This is a genomic window from Streptomyces sp. NBC_01498, from assembly GCF_036327775.1.
In the GTDB taxonomy this organism is placed as follows: domain Bacteria; phylum Actinomycetota; class Actinomycetes; order Streptomycetales; family Streptomycetaceae; genus Streptomyces.
The window spans coordinates 998,039-1,019,755 of the sequence record NZ_CP109598.1; the positions used below are offsets into that span (position 1 = coordinate 998,039).

General features: G+C 72.1%; 18 protein-coding genes and 1 pseudogene. 9 read left to right on the top strand and 10 right to left on the bottom strand.

Annotated elements, in window-relative coordinates:
• The 6 genes from OG875_RS03780 (at nucleotide 1) to pssA (ending at nucleotide 6,465) form a co-directional block, all read left to right on the top strand.
• Nucleotides 1–2,073, top strand: coding sequence for a protein meaA (locus tag OG875_RS03780; protein WP_330172782.1), 2,073 nt, complete (start codon nucleotides 1–3; stop codon nucleotides 2,071–2,073).
• Complete coding sequence (locus OG875_RS03785) at nucleotides 2,070–3,080, top strand: HpcH/HpaI aldolase/citrate lyase family protein (RefSeq protein ID WP_330172783.1); 1,011 nt, start codon at nucleotides 2,070–2,072, stop codon at nucleotides 3,078–3,080. The genes OG875_RS03780 and OG875_RS03785 overlap by 4 nt, the downstream gene beginning before the upstream one ends.
• 3 nt (nucleotides 3,081–3,083) lie before the next feature.
• Complete coding sequence (locus OG875_RS03790) at nucleotides 3,084–3,596, top strand: MaoC family dehydratase (protein ID WP_330172784.1); 513 nt, start codon at nucleotides 3,084–3,086, stop codon at nucleotides 3,594–3,596.
• Between the two features lie 3 nt (nucleotides 3,597–3,599).
• Nucleotides 3,600–4,805, top strand: a complete 1,206-nt coding sequence (locus tag OG875_RS03795; protein WP_330172785.1) for an acyl-CoA dehydrogenase family protein — start codon at nucleotides 3,600–3,602, stop codon at nucleotides 4,803–4,805.
• Between the two features lie 168 nt (nucleotides 4,806–4,973).
• Nucleotides 4,974–5,621: a phosphatidylserine decarboxylase gene (locus OG875_RS03800; RefSeq protein WP_330177594.1), complete on the top strand. Its 648-nt coding sequence runs from the start codon at nucleotides 4,974–4,976 to the stop codon at nucleotides 5,619–5,621.
• On the top strand, nucleotides 5,608–6,465 hold the full coding sequence (gene pssA / locus OG875_RS03805) for a CDP-diacylglycerol--serine O-phosphatidyltransferase (protein WP_330172786.1): 858 nt from the start codon (nucleotides 5,608–5,610) through the stop codon (nucleotides 6,463–6,465). Before OG875_RS03800 ends, pssA begins: the two co-directional genes overlap by 14 nt.
• A gap of 75 nt (nucleotides 6,466–6,540) precedes the next feature.
• Here pssA and OG875_RS03810 read toward each other — a convergent pair whose 3' ends face one another.
• The 6 genes from OG875_RS03810 to OG875_RS03835 all read right to left on the bottom strand — a co-directional run bounded on the left by OG875_RS03810 (nucleotide 6,541) and on the right by OG875_RS03835 (nucleotide 13,947).
• Nucleotides 6,541–7,818: an ABC transporter substrate-binding protein gene (locus OG875_RS03810; RefSeq protein ID WP_330172787.1), complete on the bottom strand. Its 1,278-nt coding sequence runs from the start codon at nucleotides 7,816–7,818 to the stop codon at nucleotides 6,541–6,543.
• Nucleotides 7,815–8,945 (bottom strand): branched-chain amino acid ABC transporter permease, encoded by a 1,131-nt coding sequence (locus OG875_RS03815; RefSeq protein WP_330172788.1) that lies wholly within the window; start codon nucleotides 8,943–8,945, stop codon nucleotides 7,815–7,817. Before OG875_RS03815 ends, OG875_RS03810 begins: the two co-directional genes overlap by 4 nt.
• The gene (locus OG875_RS03820) at nucleotides 8,938–9,828 is read right to left on the bottom strand and encodes a branched-chain amino acid ABC transporter permease (protein ID WP_330172789.1); all 891 of its coding nucleotides are present in this window, start codon (nucleotides 9,826–9,828) and stop codon (nucleotides 8,938–8,940) included. The genes OG875_RS03815 and OG875_RS03820 overlap by 8 nt, the downstream gene beginning before the upstream one ends.
• Nucleotides 9,825–10,718, bottom strand: a complete 894-nt coding sequence (locus tag OG875_RS03825; protein WP_330177595.1) for an ABC transporter ATP-binding protein — start codon at nucleotides 10,716–10,718, stop codon at nucleotides 9,825–9,827. The genes OG875_RS03820 and OG875_RS03825 overlap by 4 nt, the downstream gene beginning before the upstream one ends.
• A 134-nt stretch (nucleotides 10,719–10,852) precedes the next feature.
• On the bottom strand, nucleotides 10,853–11,653 hold the full coding sequence (locus OG875_RS03830; protein WP_330172790.1) for an ABC transporter ATP-binding protein: 801 nt from the start codon (nucleotides 11,651–11,653) through the stop codon (nucleotides 10,853–10,855).
• A 1,139-nt stretch (nucleotides 11,654–12,792) separates the two neighbouring features.
• On the bottom strand, nucleotides 12,793–13,947 hold the full coding sequence (locus OG875_RS03835; RefSeq protein WP_330172791.1) for a glycerate kinase: 1,155 nt from the start codon (nucleotides 13,945–13,947) through the stop codon (nucleotides 12,793–12,795).
• Nucleotides 13,948–14,042: 95 nt separating this feature from the next.
• Here OG875_RS03835 and OG875_RS03840 point away from each other — a divergent pair, with 95 nt between their 5' ends.
• The 3 genes and pseudogenes from OG875_RS03840 (at nucleotide 14,043) to OG875_RS03850 (ending at nucleotide 16,936) form a co-directional block, all read left to right on the top strand.
• The gene (locus OG875_RS03840) at nucleotides 14,043–14,534 is read left to right on the top strand and encodes an NUDIX hydrolase (protein ID WP_330177596.1); all 492 of its coding nucleotides are present in this window, start codon (nucleotides 14,043–14,045) and stop codon (nucleotides 14,532–14,534) included.
• Nucleotides 14,535–14,689: 155 nt separating this feature from the next.
• Nucleotides 14,690–15,916: pseudogene (locus tag OG875_RS03845) on the top strand (hypothetical protein); the annotation flags it as partial.
• Between the two features lie 294 nt (nucleotides 15,917–16,210).
• Nucleotides 16,211–16,936, top strand: coding sequence for a Sir2 family NAD-dependent protein deacetylase (locus tag OG875_RS03850; protein WP_330172792.1), 726 nt, complete (start codon nucleotides 16,211–16,213; stop codon nucleotides 16,934–16,936).
• A 63-nt stretch (nucleotides 16,937–16,999) separates the two neighbouring features.
• Here the strand turns inward: OG875_RS03850 and OG875_RS03855 are convergent, their stop codons facing one another.
• From OG875_RS03855 to OG875_RS03870, 4 genes are all read right to left on the bottom strand, one after another.
• Nucleotides 17,000–17,530, bottom strand: coding sequence for a methylated-DNA--[protein]-cysteine S-methyltransferase (locus tag OG875_RS03855; protein ID WP_330172793.1), 531 nt, complete (start codon nucleotides 17,528–17,530; stop codon nucleotides 17,000–17,002).
• A 45-nt stretch (nucleotides 17,531–17,575) separates the two neighbouring features.
• Complete coding sequence (locus OG875_RS03860) at nucleotides 17,576–19,057, bottom strand: AlkA N-terminal domain-containing protein (RefSeq protein WP_330172794.1); 1,482 nt, start codon at nucleotides 19,055–19,057, stop codon at nucleotides 17,576–17,578.
• A 129-nt stretch (nucleotides 19,058–19,186) separates the two neighbouring features.
• Nucleotides 19,187–20,605 (bottom strand): phytoene desaturase family protein, encoded by a 1,419-nt coding sequence (locus tag OG875_RS03865; protein ID WP_330172795.1) that lies wholly within the window; start codon nucleotides 20,603–20,605, stop codon nucleotides 19,187–19,189.
• Nucleotides 20,606–20,739: 134 nt separating this feature from the next.
• Nucleotides 20,740–21,633: an inositol monophosphatase family protein gene (locus OG875_RS03870; protein WP_330172796.1), complete on the bottom strand. Its 894-nt coding sequence runs from the start codon at nucleotides 21,631–21,633 to the stop codon at nucleotides 20,740–20,742.
• Between the last annotated feature and the right edge of the window lie 84 nt (nucleotides 21,634–21,717).

The following is a 21,717-nucleotide window of genomic DNA, read 5'->3' on the forward strand; positions in this document are numbered from 1 at the left end:
ATGGCGTCGGAGCCCGGACCGGGCCCGGAACCGGAACCGTCCGGCGGCACGCGCCCGAAGGACCCGCCGCGCCCCGGGGACCGGCCGTGGCTGATGCGTACGTACGCGGGCCATTCGACCGCCGAGGCGTCCAACGCGCTGTACCGGAGCAACCTCGCCAAGGGCCAGACCGGACTCTCGGTCGCCTTCGACCTGCCGACGCAGACGGGTTACGACCCCGACCATGTGCTGGCGCGCGGCGAGGTCGGCCGGGTCGGTGTGCCCGTCTCCCATCTCGGCGACATGCGGCGGCTGTTCCGGGACATCCCGCTCGACCGGACGAACACCTCGATGACCATCAACGCCACCGCCATGTGGCTGCTGGCGCTCTACCAGGTGGTCGCCGAGGAGCAGGGCGCCGACCCCGCGCGGCTCCAGGGGACGACGCAGAACGACATCGTCAAGGAGTACCTGTCGCGCGGGACGCATGTCTTCCCGCCGGTGCCCTCGCTGCGGCTGACCACCGACATGATCACGTACACGGTGGCGCACATCCCCCGGTGGAACCCGATCAACATCTGTAGCTATCACCTCCAGGAGGCGGGGGCGACCCCCGTCCAGGAGATCGCCTACGCGATGTCCACGGCGATCGCCGTGCTGGACGCGGTGCGGGACGGCGGGCAGGTGCCGGCCGAGCGGTTCGGCGACGTCGTCGGACGGATCTCGTTCTTCGTCAACTCCGGGGTGCGCTTCGTCGAGGAGATGTGCAAGATGCGCGCCTTCGGCCGGATCTGGGACGGGGTCACCCGCGAGCGGTACGGCGTGACGGACGAGAAGCGGCGGCGATTCCGGTACGGCGTGCAGGTCAACTCCCTCGGCCTGACGGAGGCCCAGCCGGAGAACAACGTGCAGCGGATCGTGCTGGAGACCCTGGGCGTGACCCTCTCCCGGGACGCCCGCGCCCGCGCCGTACAACTCCCCGCCTGGAACGAGGCGTTGGGGCTGCCCCGGCCGTGGGACCAGCAGTGGTCGCTGCGGATCCAGCAGGTACTCGCCCTGGAGAGCGACCTGTTGGAGTACGAGGACATCTTCGCCGGGTCGCACGTCGTCGAGGCGAAGGTGGCCGGGCTGGTGGCGGACTCGCTCGCCGAGATGGAGCGGATCGAGGAGATGGGCGGGGTGATGGCGGCCGTCGAGTCCGGCTATCTCAAGTCGCGCCTCGTCTCGTCGCACGCCGAGCGGCGGGCCCGCATCGAGTCGGGCGAGGAGAAGATCGTCGGCGTCAACTGCTACGAGACGACCGAGCCGAGCCCGCTCACCGCCGATCTGGACACCGCCGTGATGACGATCGACCCGGCGAACGAGGCACGGGTGGTCGCCGCCCTGCACGAGTGGCGGAGCGGCCGGGACCGGGCGCGCGCCGAGGCGTCGCTGGCCGCGCTGAGGAAGGACGCGGCGGGCGACGGCGATCTGATGGCGGCGACCGTGGAGTGCGCGCGGGCCGGGGTGACGACCGGCGAGTGGGCCGGGGCGCTGCGGGAGGTCTTCGGCGAGTTCCGGGCGCCGACCGGGGTGGGCGGGGCGCCGGTCGCGGTCACCGCCGAGGCGGGCTCGCCGCTCGCCGCCGTACGGGACCGGGTGGCGCGTACCGCCGCCGAACTGGGCTCGGGGCGGCTGCGGCTGCTGGTGGGCAAGCCGGGTCTGGACGGGCACTCCAACGGGGCCGAGCAGATCGCCGTACGGGCGCGGGACGCCGGGTTCGAGGTGGTCTACCAGGGCATCCGGCTGACGCCCGCGCAGATCGTGGACGCGGCCGTCGCCGAGGACGTGCACTGCGTGGGGCTGTCGATCCTCTCCGGGTCGCACGCCGCGCTGGTGCCGGACGTGCTGGAGCGGCTGCGGGAGGCGGGGGCCGGGGACGTCCCGGTGATCGTCGGCGGGATCATCCCGGGCGCCGACGCCACCGCGCTGCGGGCCGCCGGAGTGGCCGCCGTCTTCACCCCGAAGGACTTCGGAATCACCGAGATCATCGGCCGTATCGTCGACGAGATCCGTCACGCGAACAAGCTCGACCCCCTGGAGGCCCGCACATGACCACGTCGCCCACGCCGCCCGTGTCCCCCGCGCCGACCGCGTCGGACAGGCCCGCGGACCGGCTCCGGCCGCGCCGCTCGTGCCTGGCCGTCCCCGGCTCCAACCCGCGTTTCCTGGAGAAGGCCCAGGGCCTCCCCGCCGACCAGGTCTTCCTCGACCTGGAGGACGCCTGCGCGCCGCTCGCCAAGGAGGGCGCCCGGCACACCGTCGTCGACGCGCTCAACAAGGGCGACTGGACGGGCAGGACGAGGGTCGTCCGGGTCAACGACTGGACCACGCACTGGACCTACCGCGACGTGATCACCGTCGTGGAGGGCGCGGGGCACAACCTCGACTGCGTCATGCTGCCCAAGGTCCAGGACGCCGAGCAGGTGGTGGCGCTCGATCTGCTGCTCACCCAGATCGAGAAGACGATGGGCTTCGAGGTCGGCCGGATCGGTATCGAGGCGCAGATCGAGAACGCCCGGGGCCTGGTGAACGTGGACGGCATCGCCGCGGCGTCGCCCCGGCTGGAGACGATCGTGTTCGGCCCCGCCGACTTCATGGCGTCGATCAGCATGAAGACCCTGGTGGTCGGTCAGCAGCCGCCCGGCTACGGCGCGGACGCCTACCACTACATCCTGATGCGGATCCTGATGGCGGCCCGTACGCACGATCTCCAGGCGATCGACGGGCCGTTCCTCCAGATCCGGGACGTGGACGCGTTCCGGGAGGTCGCCGGCAGGTCCGCCGCGCTGGGCTTCGACGGCAAGTGGGTGCTGCACCCGGGCCAGATCGACGCCGCGAACGAGATCTTCTCGCCGTCGCAGGAGGACTACGACCACGCGGAGCTGATCCTGGACGCGTACGACCACGCGACGTCCGAGGCGGGCGGCAAGAAGGGGTCGGCGATGCTCGGCGACGAGATGATCGACGAGGCGAGCCGCAAGATGGCGCTGGTGATCTCCGGCAAGGGACGGGCCGCCGGGCTGCGGCGGACCTCGGTGTTCGAAGCCCCGGAGGCGTGAGAGATGCGATTCGGACGCACCTTTGAGGAGTTCGAGGCCGGCGCCGTGTACAAGCACTGGCCGGGCAAGACCGTCACCGAGTACGACGACCATCTGTTCTGTCTGCTCACCATGAATCACCATCCGCTCCATCTCGACAGCAACTACGCGGAGAAGACCACCGACTTCGGCAGGAACGTCGTCGTCGGCAACTACGTCTACTCGCTGCTGCTCGGGATGTCCGTCCCCGACGTCTCCGGCAAGGCGCTCGCCAATCTGGAGGTCGAGTCGCTGCGGCACGTCGCGCCGACGTTCCACGGCGACACGCTGTACGGGGAGACGACCGTCCTCGGCAAGACGCCGTCCCGGTCCAAGAGCGACCGCGGGGTCGTGCACGTCGAGACCAGGGGCTACACGCAGAACGGCACGGTCGTGTGCGTCTTCCGCCGCAAGGTGCTGGTGCCGACCGCGACGTACATCGAGCGGCGCGGCGGCGAACAGCCCGGCCGCCCCGAGCCGACGATCCAGGAGAGCTGACCCATGAGCCGTCTCGCCCAGACCGCGGACCTGACCGACGTCCAGCGGGAGATCCTCGCCACCGTCCGGGACTTCGTCGACAAGGAGATCCTGCCGGTCGCCACCGGGTTGGAGCACCGCGACGAGTACCCGGCCCGGATCGTCGAAGGGCTGCGGGAACTCGGCCTGTTCGGGCTGATGATCCCCGAGGAGTACGGCGGTCTGGGTGAGTCCCTGCTCACGTACGCGCTCTGCGTGGAGGAGATCGCGCGCGGCTGGATGTCCGTGTCGGGCATCGTCAACACGCATTTCATCGTGGCGTACCTGCTCAAGCAGCACGGCACCCAGGAGCAGCGGGACACCTTCCTGCCGCGCATGGCGACCGGTGAGGTGACCGGCGCGTTCTCCATGTCGGAGCCGGGGCTCGGCTCGGACGTGTCGGCCATCACCTCGAAGGGGGTGCGGGACGGCGACGCGTACGTGCTGGACGGCCAGAAGATGTGGCTGACGAACGGCGGGACGTCCTCGCTCGTCGCGGTGTTGTGCCGCAGTGACGAAGGCCACCCGGAAGGGACGGCCGCGCACCGGTCGATGACCACGTTCCTGGTCGAGAAGGAGCCCGGGTTCGGTGAGGTGCGACCCGGTCTCACCATTCCCGGCAAGATCGACAAGATGGGCTACAAGGGCGTCGACACCACCGAGTTGATCATGGACGGACTGCGCATTCCGGCCAATCGGGTCCTCGGCGGCGCCACCGGCCGAGGGTTTTACCAAATGATGGACGGTGTCGAGGTCGGCCGGGTCAATGTCGCGGCACGTGGTTGCGGCGTCGCACAGCGGGCATTCGAACTCGGAGTCGCGTACGCACAGCAGCGCCACACGTTCGGTAAACCGATCGCACAACACCAGGCAATCCAGTTCAAGCTGGCCGAAATGGCGACCAAGGTGGAAGCCGCTCATGCGATGATGGTGAACGCGGCACGCAAAAAGGATTCAGGGGAGCGAAACGACCTGGAGGCGGGGATGGCGAAGTACCTCGCCGCCGAATACTGCAAGGAAGTCGTCGAGGACGCCTTCCGTATCCACGGTGGTTACGGCTTCTCCAAGGAGTACGAGATCGAGCGTCTCTACCGGGAGGCCCCCATGCTGCTGATCGGCGAGGGGACCGCCGAGATCCAGAAAATGATCATTGGCCGCCGACTGCTCGAGGAGTACCGAATGCAGGGTTGATCGCGGCCTATGGTCCGCTTTGACCGTCCCGCACATCACACCGCGTCATCGGCTTCCGGCCGCCGACTCGGCTTCTCCATTGCCCAGTTGCGTCCGGCAACCGATACCATCGACGGAAAGCCGCCGTCCCCGTTGCCCGAGCGGCATCATCCGCTACGAAGGTCATTCATGCCCCACAGCCAAACCTCCGTACCTCGCGGCAGTGTCCGCCTCGCGCGCGGAGCATCGCCGTGGCTTCTGCCGACCGTCGCCACCGCAGCACTCAGCCTGGTGCGCGCGCGCCGCTCGAAGCGTGCCGCCACCCTCGCTGTGCCCGCCACCGCTCTCGCCGCGGGCATGCTGTGGTTCTTCCGCGACCCCGAGCGAGAGATCACGCAGGGCCGGGTCATCTCACCGGCTGACGGAGTGGTGCAGAGCATCATGCCGTGGAAGGACGGGCGCACCCGCGTCGCGATCTTCATGAGCCCGCTGAACGTCCACGTCAACCGCGCCCCCCTCGCGGGCACGGTGACGTCCGTGGAGCACATCCCCGGCGGTTTCGTTCCCGCGTTCAACAAGGAGAGCGAGAACAACGAGCGCGTTGTCTGGCACTTCGACACCGAACTCGGCGATATCGAGATGGTGCAGATCGCCGGTGCCGTGGCCCGGCGGATCGTGCCGTACGTACCGCAGGGGACCAAGCTGGAGCAAGGCGAGCGCATCGGCCTGATCCGTTTCGGCTCGCGCGTCGACATCTACCTTCCGGAAGGTGTGGACGTCGCTGTCGAGGTCGGTCAGACCACGACCGCAGGGGTGACTCGAATTGACCGTGATTGATCCCGACACACAGTCCGGCTGGGCCGCCGAGGCCGACGAGGAGGAGGACGACGCCGAAGACATGCCGCTTTCCATGCGGCTGTCGATAGCGGACACCCTCACCCTCGGCAATGCCACGTGCGGCTTCATGGCCGTCTACTTCACCACCACCGGCATCCTGATCCCGCATCTCACGGGGAGCGAGGAGACCGGTATGGCACGGCACTCCGCCGCCACCGCCGTGATCCTCATGCTCTGCGCGGCCGTCTTCGACCTCTTCGACGGGCTCGTGGCGCGCAAGCTGCGCAGCTCGCCGATGGGCGCCGAGCTGGACAACCTCTCCGACCTGATCAGCTTCGGACTGGCGCCCGCCTACTTCGTCCTCGTCTACGGCATGGTCGCCGACGACGCGCATCAGCGGGTCTCCGCGCTGGCGGCGGTCGTGGTGCTGCTGGCGGTCGTGCTGCGGCTCGCCAGATTCTCCTGTGTGACGCTGAAGGACGGCATGTTCCAGGGCATGCCGAGCCCGTTCGGCGCGCTCACGGTCGTCTCGATCGTGCTGCTGGAGCTGCCCTTCGTACCGACGCTGCTCGCCATCGTGGGTGTGGCGTGGCTGATGGTGAGCCGGGTCGAGTATCCGAAGCCGCGGGGAGTCCTCGCGGTGGCGATGCTCAGCTGGATCGTGGCCGCGATGGGGCTGCTGGCGGCCTGGGCGTTCGACGCGCCGGGCGGACAGCTGCTGCTCCAGACGGGCTGCGCGCTCCAGGTGGTGACGGGCGCGGTGATTCCGCTCTTCGCCACGGCACGGCGCGTGAACACCTTCCGTGACAACCGCCGTGAGGCACGGGCGGCGCAGCACTCGTAGCCGTACGCGCACCACGTGCGAGGGCCCGGACGCTTCTCAGGCGTCCGGGCCCTCGCACGTGGTGGGGCGACCGGGTCAGCCGCCGAAGGTGAACGACTCGGCGGGGGCGGCCACCGTCGCCTCCTGGACGACCTTCAGACCGCCCGGCACCGTCGAGTCCGGCTTCATGATCACCGATTCGCGGGTGGAGGGGGCCGCCGGGTCGGAGAAGTCGTGGGTGATGCCGAAGCCGGTGGAGAACTCGTTCAGGCCCAGCAGCGCCTTGCCGATGCCCTCCCTGGTGAGGTCCTTCTTCTCGCACGCCGTCTTCAGCAGTTCGCCGTACAGGGAGGCGGCCGTGAAGCCCGAGACGACGCCGTTGTCGAGTCCGTCGTCCGGGTAGGCCGCCGCGTACTCGGTGGCGAGCTTCTTCGGCGCCGGCTCGTCCGAGCCGATGGGCAGCGTGGAGGAGGCGATGTAGTAGTCCTTCATCAGCGCCGGGCCCGCCGCCGTGGCGAGGAGCTGCGGGGCGAACGCGGAGTTGTTGCCGACGATCGGCACGTTGAACCCGCCTGCCGCGGCGACCCCGACCAGCGAGGCGGCCTGGCGCGGTCCGGCGCTGAGGACGATCGCCTTGACCTGCGCCTTCTTCAGCGCGGCGACCTGCGCCGACATGTCGTTGTCGGTGGGCTTGATCTTCTGCTCCACGACCGTGAGACCGGCCTTTCCGGCCGCGTACTTCGAGCCGACGAGGGCGTTCTCGCCGTAGTCGCCCTCGAAGTAGACGTGACCGATCTTGTCGCCCTTGGCGATGCGGTCGTGGGAGAGCAGGTAGTCGATCGCGTTGACGGTCTCGATGTCGTACGTGGCGCCGACGACCCGGATGGACGGGCTGCCGAGCAGATTGGCCGACCACGCCTGGGGCAGGACCAGCCCCTTGTCCTGGCCGTCGATGCGCTTCTCGACGGCGGCGACGAACGGGGAGCCGATGAACTGGGCGAAGCCGAGGACGTCCGGCTCCAGCTCCGTGTAGGCGGCGACGGCCTTCTGCGGGTCGTAGCCGTGGTCGCGTACGGTCAGCTCGATCTGCCGCCCGCAGATGCCGCCCGCCTTGTTCGTCTGCTCCGCCCACAGCTGCTGGGACTGGGTGACGCTCTTGCCGAGCGAGGCGTAGACGCCGGTCATGTCCGTGAGCACGCCGAGCGAGATCGTCTTGTCGGTGACGCCCTGCCCGGTCTTCACTCCCCCGGCGTCCTCTCCCTTGTCGTCGCCCTCGGTGGCCTTGCCGCTGCACCCGGCGAGCGCGAGGGCCAGGACGACCAGCAGCGCCGCGCCGCTTCTCGGTGCGTGGGTGGGACGTGCGCGTCGCTTCATGACTTCTCCCGTGAGAACCGTCGAACCGTGGGAACTGACAGGCGGGTGAGTCCGCCGGGCAGGAAGAGCACCACCGCGACGATCGCGGCGCCGTACAGATAGCGGGACGCCTCGCCGGGCGTGACGCCGCCCGCGCCGGGGTCGGCGACCAGGGGCAGCGTGTCGCTGTAGTGGGTGAGGAGCTGGGGCAGCAGGGCGACGAAGGCCGCGCCGACGACGGCTCCGCCCACCGTGCCCAGACCGCCGATGACGATCATGGCGAGGTATTCGAGGGCCAGGATCATGCCGAAGTAGTCGGGGACGGTGCGCTGGAAGATCAGCGCGATCAGTACGCCGGCCAGCCCCGCGTACATGGAGGACAGCACGAACACGGCGGCCCGGTAGCGGGCGACCGGCACGCCCATGACCCCGGCGGCGATGCGGTGGTCGCGGATCGCGTTCATGGCCCGGCCGGGCCTGCCGCGCAGTACGCCGCGGGCGAAGAGAGCGCCGACGAGGAGGGCGGCGAGGCCCGCGTACCAGAGCTTCTCCGACGCCCCGAACGGGACGGCGGCGATCACCACCTCGGTGTCGTCGAAGTCGATGCCGAAGAGGGAAAGGACGGGCACGTCACGGCCGTTGAAGCCGCCGGTCAGTCCCCCGGCGTTGAACAGGACGTGCTGGCCGATGAAGATCAGCGCCAGGGTCGCGATGCCCAGATACGCGCCGTGCAGCCGTCCGGCGATGGGGCTGAAGAGGCCGCCCGCCGCGCCCGCGAGGAGGACGGCGAGGACGACGGCGAGCCAGGTGGGCAGGCCGAGTCCGGTGAGCCGGTGGCCGTTCTCCTCACCGCTGTCGCCCGCCAGGACGCAGTAGCCGTAGGCACCGACGGCGAGGAAGAAGGAGTGGCCCATGGAGAGCTGGCCGGTGGCGCCGGTGAGGAGGTTGAGGCCGATGGCGCCGATGGCGGCGGCCATGGCGAAGAGCCCGGCCTGGAGCCAGAAACGGTCGAGGTAGAAGGGGAGGGCGAGGAGCAGGAGGGAACCGGCGAGCCAGGCGTACGCCCGGGGGGTGGGGCGGGGGCGGCGGGTGGGCGGACGGGGCGGGGCCGTGCGTGCGGCCGGTGCGGGGGCGGTCGTCTCAGACACGGGCCAGCTCCTTCGTACCGAACAGCCCGGCGGGCCTGATCAGCAGGACCACGACCATCACGAGGTACGGCGCGAGATCGCCGAAGCCGCGCCCGAGGAAGGTCAGATCGCTCTGGTAGCCGGTGGCGAGGGACTCCGTGACCCCGACGATGAGCCCTCCGGCGAGCGCGCCGGTGGTGGAGTCGAGACCGCCGAGGATCGCGGCGGGGAAGGCCTTGAGGGCGGCGAGGGAGGTGGCGCGTTCCAGGCCGGGGGTCGGGAAGACGGTGAGGAAGAGCGCGGCGACGGCGGCCAGCGAGCCCGCGACCGCCCAGGCGGAGAGCGAGACCCGGCCGAGGCGTACGCCCATGAGCGCGGCGGTCTGCGGGTTCTCCGCCGCCGCGCGCATCGCGACACCCCAGGTGGTGTAGCGGAAGGCGAGCAGGAACGCGGTGATCAGGAGCGCCGCCGCGACGAAGGCCGCGACCCGGGTCTGGGCGAGGGTGATGTCCCCGACGGTGAGGAGCTTGTCGCCCCACGGGTCGCCGAGCGCGAGGACGTCGGTGCCGATGCGGCGGGTGAGTTCGGTGGTGAGGAGGATGTCCACGCCGATGGTGACGATGGCGAGGACGCTGTGGTCGGACCCCCGGTAGCGCCGCATGACGGTGTACTCGACGGCCGACCCGACGACGGCGGCGCCCGCGATGCCGACGGCGAGCGCGGGCCAGAAGCCGATGTCGTCGTGGAGGACGGCGGTGACGTAGCCGCCGGCGAGAAGCAGCGAGGCGTGGGCGAAGTTGACGACCTCGGTGGCCTTGAAGATGACGACGAAGCCGAGGGCGATGAGCGCGTAGACGGAGCCCATCGAGAGTCCGCCGAGGAGGAGTTCGACGAAGGTGGTCACGGTGCGGCCTCCTCGTGGGGGGTGCTGGTGCTTTCGGTGCTGCTGATGTTCTCGGTGCTGTTGGTGCTCTCGGCTCTGCTGGTGTTCTCGGCGCCGTCGGTACTGCTGGTGCTGTCGGTGCTCTCGCCGAGGTAGGCGCGGACGACAGCCGGATCGTTCTGCACCTGGGCGGGTGTACCGGCGGCGATGCGGCGTCCGAAATCGAGTACGGTCACGGCGTCGGCGAGCCGCATCACCACCCCCATGTCGTGTTCGACCAGCACGATCGAGATGCCGAGGCTGTCGCGTACGCCCGCCACGACGGCCGCCGTACGGCGTCGCTCGTCGGCCGTCATCCCGGCGACGGGTTCGTCCAGGAGGAGCACGGTGGGCTCCATGCACAGGGCGCGGCCCAGCTCGACGAGCTTCTGCTTGCCGTACGGGAGGGCTCCCGCCGGATGGTCGAGGTCGTCGGCCAGCCCCACGAACTCGGCTATCTCGCGGACCCTGTCGCGATGCCGGCGTTCCTCGCGGGCGGCGGAGGGGAGACGGAGCCCGGTGGCGAGGAAACCGGCGCGGGTGAGGCGATGGCGGCCGAGGAGCATGCTGTCGGCGACGGTGGCGTGCGGCGGGAGCGCGAGGTTCTGGAAAGTGCGGGCGACGCCGAGCGCGGCGATGCGGTGCGGGGCGAGGCCGGTGAGTTCGGCCGCGCCGAGGCGGACACTGCCGGAGGTGGCCCGGTAGACGCCGGACAGGACGTTGAAGCAGGTGGACTTGCCCGCGCCGTTGGGGCCGATGACGGCGTGGACGCTGCCGGGTTCGACGGTGAAGGAGACGGAGTCGAGGGCGGTGAGCCCGGCGAAGCGGACGGTGACGTCGGTGACGGTGAGGGGATGCGGGGCATCGCCGATCCCGGGTCGGCCGACCGTCCGTTCGGGATGCCCGGGATGCTCCGGGTGACTGGGGTGCCGCAGGTGTCCGGGAGGTCCGGGAGGTCCGGGCGGCGGGTGAATCTCGCCGCCGGCCGGGCGCTGCTCGTCGTCCGTCACGCGCTCCACCTCCGGAGCACCGGCGCGGACTCCTGCGCCCGGCCCGCGTCCTCGGCGGCGGTCTCGTCCACGACCCCGAGATAGCGGCGCCGGACCTCGTCGGAGGCGGCCAGTTCGGCGGCGTCCCCTTCGAGCGTGACCTCGCCGACCTCCAGGACGTACGCGCGCGAGGCGAGCCGCAGCGCCATGGCCGCGTTCTGCTCGACCAGCAGGACCGAGGTACCGGCGGCGTTGATCCGCCGGATCGTCTCGCCGATCCGGGCGGCCATCAGGGGGGCGAGCCCGAGGGACGGTTCGTCGAGGAGGAGGAGCCGGGGACGGGCCATCATGCCCCGGCCGAGCGCGAGCATCTGCTGCTCGCCGCCGGAGAGCAGTCCGGCGCGCTGGCCCGCGCGGTCGGCGAGCACCGGGAACAGGTCGTAGACCTCGGCGAGGGCCGCCGCGTACCGCTTGCGCCCGCCGCGCGCGCCGAGGCCGCCCGCCCGGAGATTGTCGGCGACCGTCATCCGGGCGAACACCTGCCGCCCCTCGGGTACTTGGACCACCCCGGCGGCCACGACCCCGGCGGCGTCCAGCCCGTCGAGGGGGCGGCCGTCGAAGTGCACACCGCCACCGCCCACCGTGCCCCGGTGAAAGCCGAGGGTGCGCGAAATGGCCCTGAGGAGTGTGGACTTGCCGGCGCCGTTGCCGCCGAGGACCGCGGTGATCCCGCCTGACGGTACGTCGAGCGACACCTCGTGCAGAGCGCGCACCGGCCCGTAACCGACGGACAGGGCACGCACTTCGAGCGCGGCCATGCATTCTCCTCTGCGTCATTCCGGTTGTCCTGACATGCCGTGGTGCCACACCTCAGCACCGGCCCGCGACACCGTCCACGCCCCACCCCCGAATCGCTGCCCCCGACCAGCGCGGCGGCGGGGTGACTGTGCACGCGCACAAGACCGCTGCTGCGGGGGGTCGGGGGCGGGGCCTCCGGGCCGGGGCGCACGTCTCCCGGGGGACCCGGCGCAACACCGGTCAGGGGAGGATTCCGGCCGACCGGAGCGCGCCCTGTAGGGGCGGAGTCCGCACGGGGCGCACGCCGACGGCGAACGCCTGGGCCCCGGCGGCACCGCAGGGGGAGGGGACGGGCCGACCGGGGGTGGGTGCGGCTGCGGATGCGGAGGACGCAACCGGGGCAGGCCGAGGCCCCGGCGGACGGGCCTCGGGTTCAACCACCGGACGGCTGCGGTCGGTTGTCGACGATCGGTCGCGGCCCGGCGGTGGCTCGGCCGTCTCCCGGAGGTGCCCCCCTCCGCCGACTCCGGTGCCGCGCCCGGACCGGGGAGGAGCCCCCCGTGGGCGCACCGGACCGGCGCACCTGCCCACCAGGCAGCGGGCGCGGCCCGTACCACCCCCAAGCGCAGGGCGGCGCGCGTACGGCAGCCGGTGCCCGGTACCCGGCGTCGGTGGTGACGGCAACGGTGACGGCCCGGAGCGCCGGGACCGGGTCGTCCGGCGCGGGACCCCATATACGGGAGCCCCGCCCCGGCCCGGACGGCGAGCGCGGCCCGTACCCGGAGGGCACCCGCCAAGGGTCCGCCGCACGGGCCGGGCCGCCGTGACGTCAGGTCAGGTCAGGAAGTCCCGCGCGATCGTCGCCGACAGGCGTTCCAGCAAGGGGCCCGCGTCCGCCATGCAGCGGGCGCGGCCCGTACCACCCCCAAGCGCAGGGCGGCGCGCGTACGGCAGCCGGTGCCCGGTACCCGGCGTCGGTGGTGACGGCAACGGTGACGGCCCGGAGCGCCGGGACCGGGTCGTCCGGCGCGGGGCCCCATATACGGGAGCCCCGGCCCGGCCCGGACGGCGAGCCCGGCCCTACCCGGAGGGCACCCGCCAAGGGTCCGCCGCACGGGCCGGGCCGCCGTGACGTCAGGTCAGGTCAGGTCAGGTCAGGTCAGGTCAGAAAGTCCCGCGCGATCGTCGCCGACAGGCGTTCCAGCAAGGGGCCCGCGTCCGCCATGCAGCGGGCCGGGTCCGGTTGCAGGTCCGTCAGGGCGTACGCGCGGCGGATGCCCGCCCGGCCCAGGGCCGCCGGGGCCAGCGTCAGGCGGCCACAGACCGCGACCACGTCGATGTCGCGGGCGCGGGCCGCCGCCGCGACGCCCGCCGGGGCCTTGCCGTGCAGTGTCTGTTCGTCCAGGGAGCCCTCACCGGTGATGACGAGCGTGGCCCGGCCCAGCGCCGGGGCGAAGCCGAGGACGTCCAGCATGACCTCGATGCCGGGCCGGAACGTCGCGGCGAGCCCGACGAGCGCGCCGTAGCCGATCCCGCCCGCCGCGCCGGCGCCCGGTGAGAGCGCGGCCTCGGCCGCCGAGGCGCCGAGGGCCCTCTCCAGGACGCGCGCGTAGTGCGTGAGCGCCTCGTCGAGCGTGCTGACGTCCTCCGGCGAGGCCCCCTTCTGCGGCCCGTAGACCGCCGCCGCGCCCTTCGGGCCGGTCAGTGGGTTGTCGACGTCGCTGGCCAGGACGATCTCCGTCCCGGCGATACGCGGGTCGAGCCCGGACAGGTCGACGGTCGCGAGCTGCCGCAGCCCGCCGCCGCCGGGCCCCACCGGTTCCCCCGCCGCGTCCAGGAAACGTCCGCCCAGCGCGGCCAGCATGCCCGCGCCGCCGTCGGTCGTGGCGCTGCCGCCGACCCCGAAGACGATGGTGCGCGCGCCCGCGTCGAGTGCGGCGCGCAGCAGTTCACCGGAGCCGTGGGTGCCGGCCGTGAGGGGTGCGAAGGCCCCGGCGGGCAGGTGCTGGAGACCGGACGCCTCGGCCATCTCCACGACGGCCGTGCCGTCGCGGAGCGCGTACGCCGCCGTCAGCGGGTCCCCGAGCGGCCCGGAGACCCGGACCTCCCGCCGTTCGAAGCCCGCCGCCACCGCCGCCGCGACCGTGCCGTCCCCGCCGTCGGCGACGGGCAGGGCCTCGACCGTGACCCCCGGGGCGGCCAGCCGCAGCCCCGCCGTGACGCGCTCCGCAACCTGTACGGCCGTGAGTGAGCCCTTGAACTTGTCCGCCGCGACAAGTACGTGCGCGGCCTTGGATACTGCTCCGTTCGTCACCTTGTCATCCTTTTGTTTTCGAACAGGCAGTCGCGCCGCTCCGAGCGTATCCCAGTGCTCCGACAGGGCCCCTGATCTAGGCTTTCGCCGTGACCATTCGCGACGCCGACTACGTGACCTACATCGCCGGGCTGCCACGCGTCCTGTCCGGCGCCGCCCTGCTCGTCCGGGACCAGGGGGGCCGGGTCCTGATCGTGGAACCGAACTACCGGCCGGGCTGGACGCTGCCCGGCGGAACGGTCGAGTCCGACCAGGGTGAGACGCCCCGTCAGGCGGCCCGGCGCGAGACGCTCGAAGAGATCGGGCTGGACGTCGAGGTCGGACCGCTCCTCGCGGTCGACTGGTCGCAGGCGCCGGACCGGCCGGCCGTCGTGGCGTATCTGTACGACGGCGGCGTCCTGGACGACGACCGGCTGGGCGAGATCCGCCTCCAGCAGGAGGAGTTGCTCTCCTGGCGGCTGGTGGGCCGGGAGAAGATCCGCGACCTGGTGATCGGGTCGCTCGGCGGCCGTGTACTGGCGGGGCTCGACGCGCTCGAAACCGGCTCCGGACCCGTGGAGTTGGAGAACGGCATCAGGGTCGGGTGAGCCGGGTGAGCCGTGCGCGCGCGGTGACGACGACGGCCCGGACGACCGGAGGAACGACGCCCGCAGGAACGACGCCCGGAGGGAACATGCCCAGTAGGAGCACGCCCCGAGGGAACACCCCCGGAGGGAAGCGGCGGCGTCGGCATCGCGGCCTGCTGACCGCCCTGCTCACGACGGTGGTCGTCGTCGCGGTGAGCGCCGGCACAAACGTGGCCACGGCCTCGGCGGACACCGGCGGGCGAGCCGGCACCGGCGGGACAGCGGAGACGGGCGGGACAGCCGGGACGGGTGGAGCCACGGACACCGGCCGGAGCCCCGCGCTCCCCGCCACCGTCGACGCCGGCGCCTGGCGGTCGGGCCATGTCCAGGGCATGGCCGTCGACCGCCGCAAGGGCTTCATGTACTTCTCGTTCACCAACCTCCTCGTCAAGACCGACCTCACCGGCAGGCCCGTCGGCTCCGTCACCGGCTTCACCGGACACCTCGGCGATCTGGACCTCAACACCGACGACGGCAGGGTCTACGGCTCCCTGGAGTACAAGGCGGCCAGGGCCTTCTATGTCGCGATCTTCGACGGTGACCGCATCACCCGGATGAACATGGACCCGGAGACGACCGGTGTCGTCTCCACCGTCCATCTCCAGGAGGTCGCGGACGACTACACCGCCGACATGGACGGTGACGGCGTCTTCGACGGCGACACCGCGCGGACCGCCGACCACCGCTACGGATGCAGCGGCATCGACGGTGTCGCGTTCGGCCCCGCCTTCGACGACAAGCGCGGCACCGGGCGGCCGGCGGAAGCCCGTACGCGGCTGCTCACCGTCGCGTACGGCGTCTACGCCAACACCACCCGGCAGGACAACGACCACCAGGTACTGCTCCAGTACGACATCCGCCGCTGGAAGAAGTACGAGCGCCCGCTGACCGAGGCCGACCCGCACACCAGCGGGCCCGGTTCGCCCGACGGCAAGTACTTCAGCCGCACCGGCAACACCACCTACGGTGTGCAGAACCTGGAGTACGACGGACACACCGGCAACTGGCTGCTGGCCGTGTACAAGGGCACCAAGCCGCAGTTCCCGAACTACTCGCTCTTCGTGCTCGACGGCTCCAAGCACCCGGTCTCCGGGCCGGTCACCGGCCAGCCGTCGCCCGAGCGCGGACGGCTGCTGCCGCTCCTGGCGCGGGGCCTGCACGACTCCGCGTCCGGGACGTACGGGTGGGAGTCGACCGGCCAGTACGGGCTGGTGTCGCTCGACGACGGCCGCTACTACCTGGCCGAGGCGGGCACGGTCGTGGAGGACGGCGTCACCCTGCGGACCGGCCGGGCGGTGCTGAACCGGTGGACGGGCGAGGTGCCGACCCCGTTCACCCCGGTGCCCGCCGTCCCGGCCGAGATCGGCACCGAGCCGTCCGACTACCCCGGCCACCCGCCCCACCCCGTCCGCAACGGCCACAACGGTCAGACGGCGCACACCGGTCACACCGGTCACACCAGTCCCGCCGAGCGTGCCGACCCCGCCGAGCGTGCCGGACACCTGGACGGCCCGGACCACCCCACTCGCCCGACTCACCCGGACCCCATACGTCACGCCGGTGACCTCCGTTCCCGTTAACCGCCCGCGCCGTTTATCGGCTCGCCCGGCCCCGGCCCCGCTGCGTACCCTCGCGGCATGACTCTCGTCGCGATCCTCAGCGGCGCCGGGATCTCCACGGACTCCGGCATTCCCGACTACCGAGGCCCCAACGGCGTATGGCGGCGTGACCCCGAGGCCGAGAAGCTCGTCACGTACGACCTGTACATGAACGACCCGGAGATCCGCCGCCGGTCCTGGCAGATGCGCCGGTCCAGCCCCGCCTTCCGCGCCGAGCCGAACGTCGCGCACCGCGCCGTCGCCGCGCTCGACCGGGCGGGCGGCGGCGCGGTCCGGGTGATCACGCAGAACGTGGACGGGCTCCACCAGCTCGGCGGCATGCCCGCCCGCAAGGTCCTCGAACTGCACGGCACCGCGCGGGAGGTGGTCTGCACCGGGTGCGGGGCGCGCTCCTCCATGGCGGAGGCGATGGCCCGGGTCGAGGCGGGTGAGGCCGACCCGCCGTGCACCGGGTGCGGCGCGGTGCTCAAGTCGGCGACGGTGATGTTCGGCGAACGGCTCGACCCGCAGGTCCTCGGTCAGGCCCTGTCGATCGCCAAGGCGTGCGAGGTCTTCATCGCGGTCGGTACGACGTTGCAGGTGCGGCCCGCCGCCTCGCTGGCCGGGATCGCGGCGGAGCACGGAGCGCGGCTGATCATCGTGAACGCCGAGCCGACACCGTACGACGAACAGGCCGACGAGATCGTCCGGGAACCGATCGGCACCGCGCTGCCCACGCTGCTGGAACGCTTCCACGAGGGCTGACGGTCCGACACCTTTCAGCTTTCAGCTTTCAGTCGTCAGTCGTCAGCCGTCAGCCGTCAGCCTTCAGAACAGCGTGGCCACCGGCGCCCCGCTGTCCGCCCGCCGCTCCCCCGTCGTCGCCGCGCCCTCCAACGCCAGCAGCCGCCGCTTGCGGTCCAGCCCGCCGCCGTATCCGGTGAGCCCGCCGGTCGATCCGATGACCCGGTGGCACGGCACGATGATGCTCACCGGGTTCTTGCCGTTGGCCAGCCCGACGGCGCGCGAGGCGCCCGACTTGCCGAGGGCGTCGGCCAGTTGACCGTACGAGCGGGTCTCGCCGTACGGGATCGCCATCAGCTGTTCCCAGACGGACAGCTGGAACGGGGTGCCCGCCATCCGCAGCGGCAGGTCGAACTCGGTGCGCTCGCCCGCGAAGTACTCGCCGAGCTGTTCGGTCACGGCGCCGAACGCGCGGGCGTCCACCACGCCGAAGGTGTCCTGCGGCGGTCGGTGACGGTGCTCGGTCATGTAGAGGGCGCTCAGGACCCCGTCGGTGGCGACGAGTGTCAGCGGCCCGAAGGGGCTGTCGATCACGGTGTGCGTCTTGCCGGTCATGCGGTGAACTCCTTGGTGCGTGAACAACCCGAGGCGGAAAGGATGTTATGCGGGGAGGACGTTGATGGCGTGGTCCTCGGTGGCCCAGAGGTACTGCACGGCGTACGCGCGCCACGGCCGCCAGCCCGCGGCGCGCGCCGTCAGCGCGGCGGGGGTCGACGGCAGGCCGAGTCCCTGCGCGGCACGGCGTACACCGAGGTCGGTGGGCAGGAAGGCGTCCGGGTCGCCGAGCGCGCGCATCGCGATCGCCTCGACGGTCCACGGGCCGAATCCGGGCAGCGCGTGCAGCCGGGCCCGTGCCTCGTCCCAGTCGCTGTCGGTGCCGAGCGGCAGCGTGCCGTCGGCGAGCGCGGCGACCAGGGTCGTGAGGGTGGTGCGGCGGCTGCGCGGCAGCGCGAGGGATTCGGGGTCGAGCGCGGCCAGCGCGCCGGGGGTGGGGAAGAGATGGGTCAGGCCGCCCTCCGGGTCGTCCACGGGGGTGCCGTACGCGGTGACGAGCCGGGCGGCATGGGTGCGGGCGGCGGCCGTCGAGACCTGCTGGCCCAGGACCGCGCGTACGGCGAACTCGGCCGCGTCGACGGTCCCCGGCACCCGGCGGCCGGGCGCCTTGTCGACCAGCGGCGCCAGCAGCGGGTCGGTGCGGAGCTGTTCGTCCACGGCGACCGGGTCGGCGTCCAGGTCGAGCATGCGGCGGCAGCGGCTGATGGCGACGGTGAGATCGCGCGGGTCGGTCAGCGCGAGCCGGCAGCGGATGTGGTCGGGGCGGGGCGCGAGGGCCACGATGCCGTGCCCGTACGGAAGACGGAGCGTGCGCCGGTACGCGCCGTCGCGCCACTCCTCGACGCCCGGTACGGCGGTCGCCGCCAGGTGCCCGAAGAGGTTGTCCGGGGTGAGCGGGGCCCGGAACGGCAGCCGCAGGCAGATCACGCCGGGAGTCGGCGGCCCGGCCGCGGTGTCCGGGCGGCGGGTGGCGCGTGCCCGCAGTTCGGTGGGCGCGAGCGCGAAGACCTCGCGGACGGTGTCGTTGAAGGCGCGTACGGAGGAGAAACCGGCCGCGAAGGCCACCTCCGCCATCGGGAGCGCGGTCGTCTCGATGAGCAGCCGCGCCGTCTGGGCGCGCTGGGCGCGGGCCAGCGCGAGGGGTCCGGCGCCGAGCTCGGCGAGGAGCTGCCGTTCGATCTGCCGGGCGGAGTAGCCGAGCCGCCGGGCGAGTCCGGTGACGCCGTCGCGGTCGACGACGCCGTCCTGGATGAGCCGCATGGCGCGGGCGACGGAGTCGGCGCGGGCGTTCCATTCGGGTGAGCCGGGGCTGGTGTCGGGGCGGCAGCGTTTGCAGGCGCGGAATCCGGCCTGCTGGCAGGAGGCCGCACTGGGATGGAAGACCATGTTCTCGGCCTTGGGGGGCACCACCGGGCAGCTCGGACGGCAGTAGATGCCGGTGGTCAGGACGGCGGTGAAGAACCATCCGTCGAAGCGCGCGTCCTTGGACCGGACGGCACGCACGCAGCGCTCGGTGTCGGTGTGCATGTGTCCAGCATCCGTCACTGGGGGTGGCGGGGCTGGCGGAAATCCGACATCAAGCTTCCGCTGCCTGCGTACCCGGCCGGTCCCGGTCGTGGCCCTCTCCGGCCCGGTCCGGTGGGCTCAGGAGGAGCCTCAGCCCGCCGCGCGGAGCTTGCGCCAGACCGCCTTGGCCGCGTTCTGCCCCGACATGCCGTGCACACCGGGCCCCGGCGGGGTGGCGGACGAGCAGAGGAAGACCGCCGGGTGCGGGGTGCTGTACGGCGACAGCGACAGCTTGGGCCGTACCAGCAGCCGCAGTCCGGCGACGGAGCCGGTGGCGATGTCGCCGCCCACGTAGTTGGCGTTACGGGCCGCCAGCTCCGGCGGGCCCGCGGTGGCGCGGGCCAGGACGCGGTCCCGGAAGCCGGGCGCGAAGCGCTCGATCTGCCGCTCGACCGCGTCGGTCAGATCGCCGTCCCAGCCGTTGGGCACATGGCCGTAGGCCCAGAAGACGTGCTTGCCCTCCGGGGCGCGCGACGGGTCGACCAGGCTCGGCTGGGCGGTGATCAGGAACGGGACGGCGGGGGCGCTGCCGCCGTACGCCTGGTCCAGCGCCGTACTGATCTCGCCCCGGGTGGGGCCCACCTGCACGGTCCCGGCCCGGCGGGCGGCGTCGGCCGTCCACGGGACGGGGCCGTCCAGCGCGTAGTCGATCTTGAAGACGCCGGGGCCGTAGCGGTACCCGTCGTACGCGCGGCCCAGCCCGGCGATCCGGGCGAGGGCGGTCGGCGAGGTGTCGAAGACGTACGCGCGGGCCGGCGGCAGATCGTCGAGCCTCTTGACCTCGTAACCGGTGTGGACGGTGCCGCCGAGATCACGCAGATACGCGGCGAGCGCGTCCGAGATGGACTGGGAGCCGCCGCGCGGCAGCGGCCAGCCGTTCTCGTGCGCGGCGATCGCGAACATCAGGCCCACCCCGGCGGTCGCGACACCGCTGAGGGGCGCGATGACATGGGCGACGAGACCGGCGAACAGGCCCTTGGCCTTCTCGTCGTGGAAGCGTCTCATCAGCACGTTCGCCGACGGGAGGCCGGCGAGCCCGAAGCGGGCGAGGGTGAGGGCGTCGTGCGGCAGACCCCTGGGGGGCAGCGTCATGAAGTCCCGCGCGAAGGCGTCCCACTTGCCCAGGAAGGGGGCGACGAGCCTGCGGTACGCCCCGGCGTCGCGCGGCCCGAAGGACGCGGCGGTCTCGGCGACCGACCGGGAGAGCACGGCGGCCGTGCCGTCGTCCCAGGGGTGCGCCATCGGCAGCTCGGGGTGCAGCCACTCCAGACCGAATCGGTCCAGCGGCATGTCGTTGAACGCCGGCGATCCGACGCCCAACGGGTGGACGGCCGAGCAGGGGTCGTGCCGGAAGCCGGGCAGCGTCAGCTCCTCGGTGCGCGCTCCCCCGCCCACGGTGTCCCGGGCCTCGAACACGGCGACGGAGAATCCACGGCGGGCCAGCTCGACAGCGGCGGTCAGGCCGTTGGGCCCCGCCCCCACGACGACGGCATCGAGCATCGACGGCACCTTCGGACTCCTTCGTCAGCCGACGGGCAGAGCGACAAGGATATTCCCGGCGCCTGACACTCTGTCGGCGGGTCGGCCGATACGACGGATGTTCCCTCCACCTGCCGGGCTGCCCGGGACCCTCGGCGGGGCACTCAGACTCCGGTGCCCGCCCCGGCCCCCGCCGCCGCGTCGTTTCCCGGCGCGACCTCCGCGAGCCCCGCGACCGGCATCAGGCGCTCGCGCACACGGCTTACGGTGGCGGCGTCCCGGCCCGCCGTGAAGGGCAGGGCGTTGCCGCCCGTGATGCGGAAGGGCTCTCCCGAGAGGGTGCGGACGTCGCCGCCCGCCTCCGTCACCAGCAGCAGTCCGGCCGCGTGGTCCCACGCCAGTTCCCAGCTGAAAGCCACCGCGTCGAGCGCGCCGCGCGCGATGTCCAGATACTCCAGCCCCGCCGAACCGCACGGCCGCGCGTCGATGTCCGCCGCGTCCTTGACCCCCAGCAGGGCCCGCTTCTCCTCGGGCGTGGTGAAGTCCGGGTGCGACATGGCGACCGTCAGCACGGAGTCCGGCTCCGGTGTGCCGCTGCGCAGTGGGACACCGTCCAGCAGGGCGCCCCGCCCGCGTATCGCCGTGGCCAGTTCGTCACGCGCGGGCGCGTACGTCCACGAGGCCAGCACCTCGCCGCGCAGGGCGAGCGCCACGAGCATGCAGAAACCGGGCTCGCCCCGCACGAACTGGCGGGTCCCGTCGACGGGGTCGACGATCCACACGGGCGCGTCGCCGCGCAGCGCCTCGTAGACCGCCGGGTCGGCGTGGACCGCCTCCTCGCCCACCACGACCGAGCCGGGCAGCAGCGTGGTGAGCACGGGCGTCAGGTACTCCTCGGCGCCCCGGTCGGCGCTGGTCACCAGGTCGTGCGGGCCGGACTTCTCGACGATCTCGTGGGCGGCGAGCTGCCGGAAGCGCGGCATGATCTCCGCGGCGGCGGCGTCGCGCAGCGCCGCCTCGACAGCGGAAAGGTCACCGTTCAGAAAGTCATCGATCATGTGTCAAGAGAACCACAGGGGTGTGACAACGCAGGTGGGGGCGGAGATGACGGCTCGATGGCGGCCGGGTGACGATCCCCGTAC

What these genes read in the sequence shown, in the direction of transcription:
- OG875_RS03780 (WP_330172782.1), top strand. Translation starts at nt 1, where the DNA reads ATGGCGTCGGAGCCCGGACCGGGCCCGGAACCGGAACCGTCCGGCGGC.
- OG875_RS03785 (WP_330172783.1), top strand. Translation starts at nt 2,070, where the DNA reads ATGACCACGTCGCCCACGCCGCCCGTGTCCCCCGCGCCGACCGCGTCG.
- OG875_RS03790 (WP_330172784.1), top strand. Translation starts at nt 3,084, where the DNA reads ATGCGATTCGGACGCACCTTTGAGGAGTTCGAGGCCGGCGCCGTGTAC.
- OG875_RS03795 (WP_330172785.1), top strand. Translation starts at nt 3,600, where the DNA reads ATGAGCCGTCTCGCCCAGACCGCGGACCTGACCGACGTCCAGCGGGAG.
- OG875_RS03800 (WP_330177594.1), top strand. Translation starts at nt 4,974, where the DNA reads ATGCCCCACAGCCAAACCTCCGTACCTCGCGGCAGTGTCCGCCTCGCG.
- OG875_RS03810 (WP_330172787.1), bottom strand. Translation starts at nt 7,818, where the DNA reads ATGAAGCGACGCGCACGTCCCACCCACGCACCGAGAAGCGGCGCGGCG.
- OG875_RS03830 (WP_330172790.1), bottom strand. Translation starts at nt 11,653, where the DNA reads ATGGCCGCGCTCGAAGTGCGTGCCCTGTCCGTCGGTTACGGGCCGGTG.
- OG875_RS03850 (WP_330172792.1), top strand. Translation starts at nt 16,211, where the DNA reads ATGACTCTCGTCGCGATCCTCAGCGGCGCCGGGATCTCCACGGACTCC.
- OG875_RS03855 (WP_330172793.1), bottom strand. Translation starts at nt 17,530, where the DNA reads ATGACCGGCAAGACGCACACCGTGATCGACAGCCCCTTCGGGCCGCTG.
- OG875_RS03860 (WP_330172794.1), bottom strand. Translation starts at nt 19,057, where the DNA reads ATGCACACCGACACCGAGCGCTGCGTGCGTGCCGTCCGGTCCAAGGAC.
- OG875_RS03870 (WP_330172796.1), bottom strand. Translation starts at nt 21,633, where the DNA reads ATGATCGATGACTTTCTGAACGGTGACCTTTCCGCTGTCGAGGCGGCG.